This is a genomic window from Actinomycetospora callitridis (genome assembly GCF_028737265.1).
Taxonomy (GTDB): domain Bacteria; phylum Actinomycetota; class Actinomycetes; order Mycobacteriales; family Pseudonocardiaceae; genus Actinomycetospora; species Actinomycetospora callitridis.
Window position 1 is genome coordinate 87,559 of the sequence record NZ_JAQZAK010000008.1, and the last position, 13,178, is coordinate 100,736.

The following is a 13,178-nucleotide window of genomic DNA, read 5'->3' on the forward strand; positions in this document are numbered from 1 at the left end:
TGTCTCCTTGCACCGGGGGAGCGGTACGGCGACGACGGGGACCGATCCGTCCGAACGGCTCAGGAGCCCAGCGCCGCACGGCGGCCTCGGATCACCTCCAGGGAGGCATCCTCCGGCAACGCCGCGTCGCGAAGTCTGACAGCGGCGGTGCGGTATCCGCCAATCCGGTCGGGATCCTGGACGTAGACGGCCCCGTCCTGGAACTCCACGTAACCGATCGACCGCGCAGCGTCGAAGTCGAGCAGGGTGAATTCGCCGTCGAGCCCGTCGTGGACGGCGACCGCCAGCGGCATCACCCGGATGGTCACGTTGTCCAGCGCCGAGAGGGTGAGCAGGTGGTCGAGCTGCTCGGCCATCACCGCGGGGCCGCCGACGAGACGGTCGAGGATCGTCTCCTCGATCACCGCCTCGTAGTGCAGCGGGCGCCCCCGGTCGTGCAGGCGCTGCTGGCGCGCGAGGCGCAGGCCGACGACGCGCTCCACGTCGACCACCGGCACGCGCAGGGGATCGACGAGCAGGGCCGTGGCGTAGGCGCGGGTCTGCAGCAGCCCGTGGAGCAGCAACGGCTCGTACGCGAACGACGCCGACGCCAGGCCCTCGAGGCCCACGAAGGTGCGCAGCCAGTCGGGCACCACGTCCACGAACGGCGCCCACCACGTGCCGCGGTCGGCGGCCGAGGCGAGCGACGCGAGGCGTTCCACGTCGCCCGGGTCGGCGCCGTAGGACCGCAGGAGCATCCCGACCTCGTCGGGGCGCTGCTGGTTCTTCCCCTGCTCCAGATAGTTGATCTTCGCGTGGGTGCAGCCGAGCACCCGGGCCGCCGCCGACTGGGTGTGCCCGGCCTGTTCACGGGCGGCCCGGAGCTCGTGACCGATCAACCAGCGCAACGCGCTGGGATCGATCCGGTCGGGTCCGGCCCCGCTGCGGTCGACCACGCCCTCCCCCCGGGCCCCGCGACGCCACTGATCAGCGCCGTTCGTCCGGGAGGGTAGCCAGTGACGCCGACACCAACCGGTGAACTACTCTTCGGTCTACATGTAACGCCACGGATGCGTGACGCGGAGGCCCCGGTGTCCGACCGTCGTGTGGAGCCCGCGCTGGACGCGGCACGCGCCGTGTTCCCCGGCGGGGACGCCTGGATCCTGCCCGCGGAGCCCGCCCACGGGGTCCTGACGACCACCGCCACCGGGCACCGCGCGACGCTCACGCACTGCCGCTGCGGGCTGCCGGTCAGCGGCGAGGGCTGGGACGTCGCCGTCGACCCCGAGCCCCTCGACGTCGTCGCCGTGACGGTGCTCGGCCAGGTGCCGGGCGTCGCCCGGTGGGACCGCGGCGCCGACGGGCTCTGGCACCCCGGTCGCTCGCGCTACCAGTCACCGGGACCGTCGCTGCCCTGGCGCGCGCTCGGCGTGTGCGGGGCGTCGCGGCGCCACCGGGTCATCCCGGTGGCGAGCCGCCTGCGCTACTGACCCGGCGATCTACGAATGGCGCCGGAACAGCGGCGCCCGGCCGGGCGGCTGCTCGACCTCCCCGGTCTCGGGGGCCGGCGGGACGTCGAGGGTCACCGGGCCGTCGACGCTCAGCGTGAACTTCTCGTCGTGGTGGCTGAGATCGAGGTCGTCGCCGTGCTCGAGGGTGTAGGTCGTCTCCCCGCCCGCGACGGCGATGTGCACCGAACGCCCGCGCCACTGGATGCGGAACCGCAGCCCGGAGAGCGCCTCGGGCAGGCGGGGCGCGAACGTCAGCCGCCCGTCGTGGGTGCGCATCCCGCCGAGGCCCAGCACGACCGCGGTCCAGGCGCTGCTCATGGCCGCGAGGTGCACGCCATCACGGACGTTGTGCTCGAGGTCGGCGAGGTCCATCTGCGCCGACTCGCACAGGTAGTCGTAGGCGAGGTCGAGGTGGCCGGTCTCGGCGGCCATCACGGCGAGCGTGCCCGGCGAGAGCGACGAGTCCCGGACGGTGATCCGCTCGTAGTAGACGAAGTTGTCGTGCTTCTGCTGCGGGGTGAACGCGTCCGGGCACTGGACCATGGCGAGGACCAGGTCGGGCTGCTTGACGACCTGCTTGCGGTAGAGGTCGAAGTACGGGTAGTTGAGCAGCAGGGGGTAGGCGTCCTCGGGCGTGTTCTCGAAGTCCCACACCGCGTGGCGGGTGAAGCCCTCGCTCTGCTGGTGGATGCCGAGGGCCTCGTCGAACGGGATCACCATCGCGGTCGCCGCACTGCGCCAGCTCGCGATCTCCTCGGGCGTCACGTGCAGCCGCTCGGCCTCGCGGGGCCAGCGCACCGCGGCGTCGGCCGCGCCACGCAGGTTCTTCTGCGCCATGAGGTTCGTGTAGACGTTGTTGTCGGCCACCGCGGAGTACTCGTCGGGGCCGGTGACGCCGTCGATGCGGAACGCGCTGTCGCTGTCGTGGTGGCCCAGCGAGCGGAACAGCCGCGCGGTGGCCACCAGCAGGTCGACGCCGACCTCGCGCTCGAACTCCTTGTCGTCGGTCGCCGCGACGTAGCGCATGGTGGCGTCGGCGATGTCGGCGTTGACGTGGAACGCCGCGGTGCCAGCGGGCCAGTAGCCCGAACACTCCTCGCCGTTGATCGTCCGCCAGGCGAACGCCGCGCCCTTGAGGCCCAGGTGCTCGGCGTGCGCGTAGGCGACGTCCAGGGTGCTGTGGCGCCAGCGCAGCGCGTCGGCGGCCGCCCGCGGCTGGGTGTACATGAACACCGGCAGCACGAACGTCTCGCCGTCCCAGAAGCAGTGCCCGTCGTAGCCCTGCCCGGTGAGGCCCTTGGCGCCGATCGCCCGGTGCTCGGCCCGCGCGCCGGCCTGCAGGACCTGGAAGAGGCAGAACCGCAGCGCCTGCTGCAGCCGCGGGTCGCCGTCGATCTCGAGGTCGGCCTTGTCCCAGAACGCGTCGAGGTACTTGCGCTGCGCGGCGACGAGTCCGTCCCAGCCCGTGTAGACCGACGCGTCCAGCGCGGCCTCGACCTGGTCGACGATCGCGGGCTGGGAGCGCTGGCTCGACCAGCCGTACGCCATGTACTTGACCACGCGGAGGGTCTCGCCGGGCTTGAGCCGGGTGATCACCGTGGTGCGCCCGACGTTGTTGGAGCACGAGCTCGTGACCTGGGCGTCGTCGGGCCCGAAGACCTGGTGCTCCATGGCCGCGCCGACCCGCAGCTCGGATCGCCGCGTCTGGTGGGTCATGCGGGCACCGTGGCTGGAGTTCGAGTGGTGCTCGGGCACCAGGACGTCGTGCAGCGCGGCCGCGACGCGCGGGTCGCCCTCGATGACCGGCATCTGCTCGTTCGCGAAGAGCTCGGACTGGACGACGAGCAGCGCGTCCGAGCCGGCGTCCTCGGGCACGCCGACCTCGTAGGAGATCGCCGCCACCGAGCGCTGCGAGAACGACACGAGCCGCTGCGACGTCACCGTCACCCGCTGGCCGTTGGGGGAGACCCAGTCGACGTGGCGGGTCAGCGTGCCCGCCCGCATGTCGAGCGTGCGGCTGTGCGCGCGCACCTGGCCGTAGCGCACGTCGAGCGGCTCGTCGTCGACGAGCACCCGGATCAGCTTGCCGTTGGGGACGTTGACCAGCGTCTGGCCCTCGTCGGGGAAGCCGAAGCCGCCCTCGGCGTGCGGCAGCGGGCGGGACTCGAAGAACGAGTTGAGGTAGGTGCCCGGCATCGCGTGCGGCTCCCCCTCGTCGAGGTTGCCACGCATCCCGACGTGGCCGTTGGCCAGCGCGAACAGCGACTCGGTCTGGGGCAGCGCGTCGAGGTCGACGTGCGGTTCGTGGATCATCCAGGGGTCGACGCGGAACGCGTTCGTGATCACGGGGTCTCCTCGTCCACTCCGGATGCGCGCGGTCCGCGCCCGACCGCCCTCGAGGAGACGTCGTCGATCTCCTGCACGGGTGCGCGGGAGCGTAGTCGGCGCGTGTGACGGGGGCGGGAATACGGTGGCGCGCATGGCCGCACGCGTCCGGATCCCCCGTACGGAGCTCGACGTCCACCCCCTCTGCCTCGGCGGGAACGTGTTCGGGTGGACGGCGGACGCGCCGACCTCGTTCGCGGTGCTCGACGCCTACCGGGCGGCCGGCGGCGACTTCGTGGACACCGCCGACTCGTACACCTGGCGGGTCGAGGGCAACACCGGCGGCGACTCGGAGCGGGTGCTCGGCGACTGGATGGCCGAGCGCGGGGTGCGCGACGAGGTGGTCGTCGCCACCAAGGTCGGCTCGTGGCCCGAGCGCCCGGGGCTCTCGCCGGAGAACCTGCGCGCTGCCTGCGACGACTCGCTGCGCCGCCTGCGCACCGACCACATCGACCTGTACTACGCCCACCGGGACGACCCGGACACGCCGGTGGAGGACACGCTCGGGGCGTTCGACGAGCTCGTGCGGGCGGGGAAGATCCGGTACGTGGGGCTGTCGAACTACTCCGCGGAGCGGCTCTCGACGGTGCTGACGCTCTCCGAGCGGCACGGGCTCGCGCGTCCCGTGGCGCTCCAGCCGCACTACAACCTCATCGAGCGCGCGGGCTACGAGGACGAGCTGGCCGAGCTCGTCTCGTCGGCGGACCTCGGGGTCATGCCGTACTTCGCGCTGGCCAAGGGCTTCCTCACGGGGAAGTACCGGCCCGGCGACACGCCGCCCGACACCAGCGGCCCGATGGCCTCGGCGCGCGCCGGCGGCGCGATGGCCTACCTCGACGCGCGGGGCGAGCGGGTGCTCGGGGTGCTCGACGAGGTCGCGGGCGCGCACGCCGTCCCGCTGGCCGCCGTCGCGCTGGCGTGGCTGGCCGCGCAGCCCACCGTCACCGCGCCGATCGCGAGCGCCCGCACCGTTGAGCAGCTCGGCACGATCCTGCCGATGGCCGAACTGACGCTCGCCCCCGACGAGCTGGCGGCCCTCACCGAGGCGTCGGAGGACACTCGGCTGGCGGGGTGAGCGCCGCTCGGGTGTCATGGGTGCTGTGAGCGCGCTCTCGTCGGTGCACCGCGCCCTGCAGGTGCTCGAGGTCGTCGCGGCCGCCGGCGACGGGATCAGCGCGAAGGCCGTCGCCCGGCGCCTCGAATACAACCTCTCGACGACCTACCACCTGCTCGAGAGCCTCGTGACCGACGGCTACCTCGTGCGGCTGGAGGCCTCGCGCGGCTTCGGGCTCGGCCCCAAGCTCCCGGCGCTGCACGACCGTCTCGTCGCCCAGCTGCCCGTGCCCCGCGGGCTCGGTGGGATCCTCGGCGAGGTGCACAGCACCGCCCAGGCGGGGGCGCTGTACGCGGCGTTCCGCGACGGGGACGTGGTGGTCGTCGCCCACGACGACTGCGCCGACCACCCGGTGCCCGTGATCTCGGCCTGGCGGGGCGCCCTGCACGCCACCGCGATCGGCAAGCTGCTGCTCGCCGAGGCCGACGAGGTGACCCGCCGCGCGATCCTCGACCGCGACGGCCTGCCCGCGCACGCCTACCGGACGATGACCGAGCGGGACGCGCTCGAGCGCGAGCTCACCGGCGTGCGGCGCAACGACCTCGCCGTCGACCGGGGCGAGTTCCGCGAGCGGCTCGCGTGCATGGCGGCGCCCGTGCGGATGTCCGAGGCCGGGGTCCCGACCCTCGTCGGGGCCGTCGCCGTGGCCGTGCCCGTCGTCCCGGCCGGGGGGCCGGGCAGCATCGCCGACCGCCGGAGCCGCCTCGAGCGGGCGATCCGCGAGGGGGCCCGGCGCCTCACCGTCGCCCTGCGGGATCCCGTTTCCACTGGATGGGACGACGGGGGTCCGGGGGCCGTCCGTCGCGGTTAACCTGCCGCGCATGAGTGCCCGGACCACCGCCCCGTTCCGTGCTGACCACGTCGGGAGCCTCCTGCGCCCGCCGGCCCTGAAGCAGGCCCGCACCGCCCACGCGGAGGGCCGGCTCTCCGACGACGCCCTGCGCGCCGCCGAGGACGACGCGATCCGCGAGGCCGTCGCCCTGCAGGAGTCGGTGGGCCTGCAGGCCGCCACCGACGGCGAGCTCCGCCGCAGCTCGTGGCACATGGACTTCCTCTACCAGCTCGACGGCGTGTCCTCCTCGAAGGACTCGTCGGTCGAGGTGGCCTTCCGCAACGCCTCCGGCGACCTGACGTTCGCGGCCATGTCCCTGGTGATCGACCAGCGCATCGGGCTGTCGACGACGATCTTCGGGGACGCGTTCTCGATGCTGGCGTCGACCGTCACCACGGCCGTGCCGAAGCTGACCATCCCGTCGCCGTCGATGCTGCACTATCGGCTCGGCGGCGCCCCGGTGCACGAGGGCTCGCCGTACTCCGACCCCGACGACTTCTGGAACGACCTCGCCGCCGCCTACCGCGACGAGGTCTCCCGGCTCTACGCCGCGGGCGTGCGGTACCTCCAGCTCGACGACACCTCGCTCGCGTACCTCAACGACCCCGCCCAGCGCGAGTCGATGGCCGCGCGCGGCGAGGACGCCGACCACATGCACCAGCGCTACGTGGACACGATCAACGAGGTGCTCCGCGACCGGCCGTCGGACCTGCGCGTCACCACGCACATGTGCCGCGGCAACTACCGCTCGTCGTGGGCCGCGGAGGGCGGCTACGACCACGTCGCCGAGGCCGTCTTCGGCGGGCTGCAGGTCGACGGCTTCTTCTGCGAGTACGACGACGCCCGCTCCGGCGACTTCTCGCCCCTGCGCTTCCTGCCCCGCGGCGACCAGCAGGTGGTCCTGGGCCTCGTCACCACCAAGACCGGCGAGCTCGAGGACCCCGACACCCTCAAGCGCCGCATCGAGGAGGCGACGAAGTACGTGCCGCTCGAGCAGCTCTGCCTGTCGCCCCAGTGCGGCTTCTCCTCCACGGTCGAGGGCAACGACCTGACCCCCGACCAGCAGCGCGCCAAGCTGGACCTCGTCGTCTCCGTCGCCCGCGACGTCTGGGGCTGAGCCGCCCGACCTCGGTGCTCGGTTGTGCTCGTGGTGTGCAGCGAACGCGCTGTTCGCTGCTTCTATGCGCGCGAACTCCGCGTTCGCGTCGGGTGATGGCGACGGATTGCGCCGGTCGCCCGTCCCCATCGTCCGTCCGCGTCCACAGGGTCCGCGGCGCGACTACCGCCGGCGTCCGTGACCGGGCGACGCTCGCGGCATGCCTCGTCGTGCCCGCATCGACCCTGCCGCCTTCGCGTCCGTCGGCCTGTTCGGCGTGGCGGCGGTGGCCGACCTGACGGCCCTGGGCATGCCCTCGTCCACGATCGCCCGGAGGGTCCACGCCGGTCACGCGCGTCGGGTCCTGCGCGGGGTGGTCAAGGAGGGGCCGGACGAGCCGACGAGGGACCAGCGCGCAGCGGCCGCGCTCCTGTACGCGGGACCGTCGTCGGTGCTCAGCGGTGGCGAGGCCCTCCGCCGGTACGGGTTGACCGATCCCTCGCCCCGAGGCCGCATCCTCGTGCTCGTCGACCGGGATCGGCAGCGCACCTCGTCGGCCTTCGTGGAGATCGAGCGGACCGAACGTCTCCCCGCCGCAGTCATGGTCGACGATCTCGCGCTCGCTCCTCTCGACCGCGCGATCATCGACACCGCCCGTCGACAGGACCGGCGCGACGCCGTGCGCGGCCTCCTCGCGGAGCCCCTCCAGAAGGGGCGGACGACCGTGGCCCGCCTGGTCGCCGAGCTCGCGGCCGGATCGCAGCGGGGGAGCGCGCTCCCGCGTCAGGTCCTTCTCGAGGAGATGGCGGACGGCGTCCGCTCCGTGGCGGAGGCCTGGGCACGCGACCTCCACGCCGACAGCGGTCTCCCGCCGGTGCTCTGGAACGCGCGCCTGTACGACCCGTCCGGGACGTACATCGCAGAGGCCGACGCCTACTTCCCCGACGTCGGGCTCGCCTGGGAGATCGACTCCTACAAGCACCACTTCCTGCTCGCCGACTGGGACGCGACCCTGCGCCGGCGGGCGAGGATCCAGAGCTTCGGCATCCCGGTCGTCCACACCCGGCCGCGGCGGTTGCTGACGGAGCGGCCCGCGGTCATCGAGGAGCTCTGGGGCTCGTATCGCCTCGCCGCCGCGCAGCCGTGTCCCGACGTCCGGGTCGTCGCCGCCTCCTGAACCGAGCCCGCGCGCCGTGTGGGTCCGGTCGACGTCGGTCGCGCGAGCGGGGACTTCGCGCGCAGAGAAGCAGCGAACAGCCCGTTCGCTGCGAGCGAGGCCCGCCCCTCCGAGCCCCGCCCCCGAGCGAACGGGGACTTCGTGCGCATAGAAGCAGCGAACAGCGCGTTCGTTGCCGGCCGGAGACGCCGCAGCGCGCCCGCCCTCCGAGGAGGACGGGCGCGCCGGGGTTCGATCCGTCAGACGCCGTAGCGCGCCGCGAGCTGACCGCGGCAGATGCTGGTGTTCGCGTCGACGCCCACCTGGTAGCTGCGCGCCTTGCGCAGGTGCAGGGGCAGGGCCTCGACGCCGACGGTCGCGCCGGAGGGGTCGACGACCAGGGGGTCGCCGTCGTCGGACGGGATCCCCAGCTCGCGGCGACGCTTCCGCAGCCGCGAGAGGTCGTCGGAGGCAGGGGCGTCGCCGAGGGTCATGGCCGCGACGTCCTCGGGCGTCGCGCCCTCCCGCATGAGGGGCCGGACGACGAGGTCCGTGCCCGCCATGAGCGCGCGCTCGGTGAACGTGCGCCGCAGGTCGTCGAGCTCGGAGACGGCCTCGCCGACCTCCGTGCCCGCCATCGAGGACACGAAGCCCGCGCGGGCGGCCACGCCGGAGTTGATCGCGTCGGAGGCGAAGTGGTCGGCGAGGACCACGTCGGCCCGGGCGACCCCCTCCGCCGCCGACACCGCGTCGTGGGCGTCGGCGACCATGAGGAACGCGAAGTTCGGGGCGCAGAAGTAGGTGGGCAGGCGCAGCGACACGTGCGCGACCCCGTCGTCGGACACCGAGCAGGACCCGACGAAGTCCAGGGAGACGACGTCGGTGTCCAGCTCGGGGTCGCGCACGGTGCGCAGCGCCTCCCACACCCGCGCCGCCGTCCCCGTGGCGGCCGACGCCTCGGCCTCGTTGGAGGCGGAGGTGCGGGCGTCGGAGAGCACCGTCATGCCTGAGCCACCGCCCGGTCCTCCACCAGCTCGGCGTCGTCCGACGACGCCGGCGCGCTGGTGTCCGAGGACAGCTGGAACTCGGCCGGCACGTCGATGTCGTAGAGCTTGGCGGCGTTCAGACCGAGGATCTTCTTCTTGCCGTCGACACCGAGGCGGGGGTAGTCGTCGAAGTCGTGGCCCTCGGGGAAGTCCCAGTCCACGAGGCCCTCGACCTGCCACTGCGGGGTCCAGATGTTGTAGTCCGAGCCGAAGGTCATCTTGTCCTCGCCGACCCAGAACAGCAGCTCGCCCATGACCTTGGCGAAGAACCGCGGACGGGCGTGCATGAGGCCGCCGGTGACCACCGACAGCCCCGCGTAGACGTTGGGCTCCTGCGTCGCCATGAAGCAGAAGTCCTCGATGCGCGGCAGGCCGACGTGCTCGATGATGAAGTTGAGGCCCTGGAAGTCGGTGGCCGCGTGGTCGACGTCGGAGACGTCGAACGCGTCCTTGTCCAGGGGCCAGATCGTCGGGCCCTTGTGCACGTGGACGTTCTTGATGCCCAGCTCCTGGGCCCGCTCGAGGAAGCGGTAGCACTCCGGGTCGGAGAGCTTGAAGCCGCGCGAGTCACCGTTCCACTCGGCGGTGTAGAGCTTGACGCCCTTGGGGTGCCACTTCTCGACGTCGGCCTCGAACTCGCGCATGCCGGCGTCGCCGTCGCGCGGGTCGAAGCGGCAGTTGACGATGAACTTGTCCGGGTGCTGCTCGACGAGGTGGCCGTTCTGGGCCGCGGTGTTGAAACCGTCCTTGTACCACTCGCGCAGGTAGGTCGACTGCAGGATCGCGACGTCGACGTGACCCTCCTCGAACTCCTCGCGCATCAGCTGCTCTTCGGAGACCTTCTGGAACTCCTCGATCGACTGGTGGGTCTCGGCCGGTCCCAGCGACTGGTAGGCGTGGAAGCACTCGATCCAGCCCTTGGCGTACTGCTCGGCACCCTGGACCCAGTTCTCGGGCGAGGCGTCCCAGAAATGCATGTGGGAGTCGACGACGAAGTACTTCTCACCGTTCTTCTCGTACACGGCGACAGCCTCCTGGTGCGCGCGGACGAGAGGTCCGGACGCGAAACGTGGTGGTGGACACGGCGGCCCACATCACACGTCATGGTTCGGGTGCGGGCAAGGGCACGGATTCCATCCACCGCCGAAACGGACATCGGCGACACCTCCGACGGCCGCGTTAGGGTCGGGAGATGCGCATCGTCATCGCCGGTGGACACGGCAAGATCGCCCTGCGGCTCGAGCGGCAGGCGGCCGCCCGGGGCCACGCGACGACCGCACTGATCCGTGACCCGGGCCAGGCCGACGACGTCCGCGAGGCGGGCGCCGACCCCGTGGTCGCCGACCTCGAGGCCATCGACTCCGGCGAGCTCGCGGGCCACCTGACCGGCGCGGACGCCGTCGTCTTCGCCGCGGGCGCCGGCCCCGGCAGCACCGCCGAGCGCAAGGAGACCGTCGACCGCGACGCCGCCCTGCTCCTCGCCGACGCCGCCGCCGCCGCGGGCGTCCGGCGCTACCTGCTGGTGTCGGCGATGGGCCTCGACGCGCCGCCCACCGAGGACGAGGACGACTCGATCTGGGGCTACTACCTGCGGGCGAAGAAGGCCGCCGAGGACGCGCTGCGCGCCCGGGACGACCTCGACCTGACGATCCTTCGGCCCGGCAGGCTCACCGACGACCCGGGCGCCGGCCTGGTGCGTCTCGGGCCGGCGGGCTCCCAGCCGCCCGTCGGGTACGGCGAGGTGACCCGCGACGACGTCGCCGCCGTCCTCCTCGCGCTGCTCGACGCCCCCGACTCCGCCGGCACCGTGCTCGAGCTCATCGGCGGCACCGTCCCGCCGGCCCAGGCCGTCGCCGCGCTGGTCGGTGCGAACGCCCCGCGTTGACCAGGACGAACTAGCCGATCAGCCCCTGCTCCCGCAGGAACGACCGCGCCACCTCGTCCGGGCTGCGGCCGCCGGCGGAGACCCGCTCGTTGAGCCCGCGCATCACCTGCTCGGTGAGCGTCGGCGCCACCATGCGCCCGAGCAGGGCCAGGCGGGGGGCGCGGGCCATCACGTCGCTGCGGACGGTCAGCGCCGCGTTGTAGGGCAGGAAGTACCCGCGGTCGTCCACCAGCGTCGAGAGCCGCAGCGGGTTGAGCCGCCCGTCGGTGGCGAACACCTCGCCGAACGTGCAGGGGTTCTGGGTGGCGACGGCGCCGTAGATCTGATCGATCTCGCGGGTGTCGAGGGCCCGGTCGCCGAGCGTGATGTCGTAGGTCGCGAGGAGCCCCTGCAGGCCGTCCTCGCGGCCCGTGAACTCCTGGTCGACGCAGAGCGTGGCTTCGGACGAGCCGGCGCGCACGAGCGTGGCGAAGCCGGAGATGGTGCGCACCCGCAGGCGCTGCGCGACGTCGGTGCGCACGCCGACCGCGTAGGTGTTGTTGAACGGGGTCGGGTCGAGCCAGGTGATCTGGTTGCCGGCGTCGGCGGCGCGCACGGCGTCGTAGAGGACCCGGGGGTCGGCGATCGTCGACTCCTGGGAGAGATACGTCCGCCAGGCCGTGCCCGTGTACTCCCAGTACATGTCGATCTGGCCGCTGCTCAGGGCGGCGCGCACGTTGGCCGAGCCCTTCGTGTCGCACTTGTCGACGACGGTCGCCCCGGTCGACTGGAGCAGGGCGATCGTCATCTTGCACAGCACGATCTGCTCGGCGAACTCCTTGCCGCCCACCGTCAGCGTCTGCCCCGTGAGGTCGAGCTCGCGGGCGAGGCTCCCGGGCGGGGTGAGCCGCTCGCTGCTCGAGCAGCCGGCGAGCGCGAGCACCGCGACGAGGGTGGTGAGCAGGACCAGGGCGGGCCGCAGTCGGGGCACGGGTGTGGGGTCCGATCGCGAGGGTGGTCGGGGAGGGGGCGGACGACGACGGCCGGCCGGGGTCGAGGACCCGCGGCCGGCCGTCGCCGTCACACCGTCAGAAACTCACCAGGGGCTCACTGGCCGCCGATGAATCCCTGCTGCTGCAGCCAACGCGTGGCGACCTGCTGGGGGTCCTGCCCCTGCGAGGACACCTGCCCGTTGAGGTCGAGCATCACCGGGTCGGTCAGACGCGGGGTGATCGCGTCGAACACCCGCTGGACGCTCGGGTTCCGGTCGAAGACCTCCTTGCGGATGGTCGGCGACGCGTTGTACTTCGGGAAGTAGTTCTTGTCGTCCTGGAGCGTCACCAGGTTCAGGCCGGGGATGCGGCCGTCGGTGGTGAAGACCTCGCCGAAGTTGCACGGGTTGCCGTTGGCGGTGGCCTGGTAGATGGCCCCCGTGTCCAGGGTGTTCAGCCCGGGCGGACCGGACGGCGGGTTGGTGACGCCGTAGGTCCGGAACAGCCCGGCCAGACCGTCGTCGCGGCCGGCGAACTCGGCCTCGACGCAGGTGGTGGCGGCCGGGTTGCCGCTGTTGACGAAGTTGCCCCAGTCGGTGAGCGTGCGCAGGTTGTTCTGCTGCCCGAACGCCTGGGTCACCGCGAGGCCGTAGGTGTTGTTGAACGGCGACGGCGGCAGCCAGACGATCTGGTTCTGCGCGAGGTCGGCGTCACGGACGGCGGCGTACTGCGCCTGCGACTCCGGGATCGGGCTGGCGTTCTTGAGGTGGGTGATCCAGCCGGTACCGGTGTACTCCCAGTACATGTCGATCTGGCCGCTGGTGAGGGCGGCCCGCGTCGACGCGGTACCGGTGATGTTGCAGCGGTCGTTGACCGTGGCGCCCACCGACTGCAGCGACGCGATCGTCATCTTGCAGAGCACGAGCTGCTCGTCGAACTCCTTGCCGCCGACCGTGTAGGTCTGGCCGGCGAGGTTGATGCCGCTGGCCGCGAGGCTGCCGCCCTGCGCCTGGGGCTGGCCCGAGCCCGAGAGGCCGCCGCAGCCGGCGGCCAGCAGGGCCGTGGCGGCGAGCGTGACCGCACCCGCCCGCCAGCCGGAACGACGACCGGAGCGGTCGCCGCGGAATGTCCACCGCACAGTGATCTCCTTATCCTCCGGGGTTGGCCGGGCCTCGCGTGCGGGGCGGACGGCCGAGAAAACTC

The 13,178-nt window shown here is 72.5% G+C and carries 12 protein-coding genes; 6 read left to right on the forward strand and 6 right to left on the reverse strand.

Annotated elements, in window-relative coordinates; translation table 11 throughout:
• Positions 1-59 precede the first annotated feature (59 nt).
• Positions 60-935, reverse strand: coding sequence for a helix-turn-helix domain-containing protein (locus PH191_RS22360; RefSeq protein ID WP_274196843.1), 876 nt, complete (start codon positions 933-935; stop codon positions 60-62).
• Positions 936-1,070: 135 nt separating this feature from the next.
• Between PH191_RS22360 and PH191_RS22365 the strand changes: the two genes are divergently transcribed.
• Positions 1,071-1,469, forward strand: coding sequence for a hypothetical protein (locus PH191_RS22365; RefSeq protein WP_274196844.1), 399 nt, complete (start codon positions 1,071-1,073; stop codon positions 1,467-1,469).
• Positions 1,470-1,478: 9 nt separating this feature from the next.
• Here the strand turns inward: PH191_RS22365 and PH191_RS22370 are convergent, their stop codons facing one another.
• On the reverse strand, positions 1,479-3,836 hold the full coding sequence (locus tag PH191_RS22370; RefSeq protein WP_274196845.1) for a glycoside hydrolase family 65 protein: 2,358 nt from the start codon (positions 3,834-3,836) through the stop codon (positions 1,479-1,481).
• A 133-nt stretch (positions 3,837-3,969) separates the two neighbouring features.
• Here PH191_RS22370 and PH191_RS22375 point away from each other — a divergent pair, with 133 nt between their 5' ends.
• The 4 genes from PH191_RS22375 (at position 3,970) to PH191_RS22390 (ending at position 8,094) form a co-directional block, all read left to right on the forward strand.
• Positions 3,970-4,950, forward strand: coding sequence for an aldo/keto reductase (locus PH191_RS22375; protein ID WP_274196846.1), 981 nt, complete (start codon positions 3,970-3,972; stop codon positions 4,948-4,950).
• A gap of 16 nt (positions 4,951-4,966) precedes the next feature.
• Positions 4,967-5,800: an IclR family transcriptional regulator gene (locus PH191_RS22380; RefSeq protein WP_274196847.1), complete on the forward strand. Its 834-nt coding sequence runs from the start codon at positions 4,967-4,969 to the stop codon at positions 5,798-5,800.
• A 10-nt stretch (positions 5,801-5,810) separates the two neighbouring features.
• Entirely contained in the window at positions 5,811-6,938 is a 1,128-nt protein-coding gene (locus tag PH191_RS22385) for a 5-methyltetrahydropteroyltriglutamate--homocysteine S-methyltransferase (protein ID WP_274196848.1), read from the forward strand.
• 199 nt (positions 6,939-7,137) lie between these two features.
• The gene (locus PH191_RS22390) at positions 7,138-8,094 is read left to right on the forward strand and encodes a hypothetical protein (RefSeq protein ID WP_274196849.1); all 957 of its coding nucleotides are present in this window, start codon (positions 7,138-7,140) and stop codon (positions 8,092-8,094) included.
• 239 nt (positions 8,095-8,333) lie between these two features.
• On the opposite strand, the gene PH191_RS22395 is transcribed toward PH191_RS22390, so the two are convergent.
• Both PH191_RS22395 and PH191_RS22400 read right to left on the reverse strand, forming a co-directional pair.
• Positions 8,334-9,077: a metal-sulfur cluster assembly factor gene (locus PH191_RS22395; protein ID WP_274196850.1), complete on the reverse strand. Its 744-nt coding sequence runs from the start codon at positions 9,075-9,077 to the stop codon at positions 8,334-8,336.
• On the reverse strand, positions 9,074-10,141 hold the full coding sequence (locus PH191_RS22400; RefSeq protein WP_274196851.1) for an amidohydrolase family protein: 1,068 nt from the start codon (positions 10,139-10,141) through the stop codon (positions 9,074-9,076). Before PH191_RS22400 ends, PH191_RS22395 begins: the two co-directional genes overlap by 4 nt.
• Before the next feature lie 170 nt (positions 10,142-10,311).
• On the opposite strand from PH191_RS22400, the gene PH191_RS22405 reads away from it, so the two are divergent.
• Positions 10,312-11,004 (forward strand): NAD(P)H-binding protein, encoded by a 693-nt coding sequence (locus PH191_RS22405; protein ID WP_274196852.1) that lies wholly within the window; start codon positions 10,312-10,314, stop codon positions 11,002-11,004.
• 10 nt (positions 11,005-11,014) lie between these two features.
• Here the strand turns inward: PH191_RS22405 and PH191_RS22410 are convergent, their stop codons facing one another.
• Both PH191_RS22410 and PH191_RS22415 read right to left on the reverse strand, forming a co-directional pair.
• Positions 11,015-11,974 carry a glycine betaine ABC transporter substrate-binding protein gene (locus tag PH191_RS22410; RefSeq protein WP_274196853.1) on the reverse strand — a complete coding sequence of 320 codons (960 nt, stop codon included), beginning with the start codon at positions 11,972-11,974 and terminating at the stop codon, positions 11,015-11,017.
• Positions 11,975-12,090: 116 nt separating this feature from the next.
• Positions 12,091-13,113, reverse strand: coding sequence for a glycine betaine ABC transporter substrate-binding protein (locus PH191_RS22415; protein ID WP_274196854.1), 1,023 nt, complete (start codon positions 13,111-13,113; stop codon positions 12,091-12,093).
• Positions 13,114-13,178 lie beyond the last annotated feature (65 nt).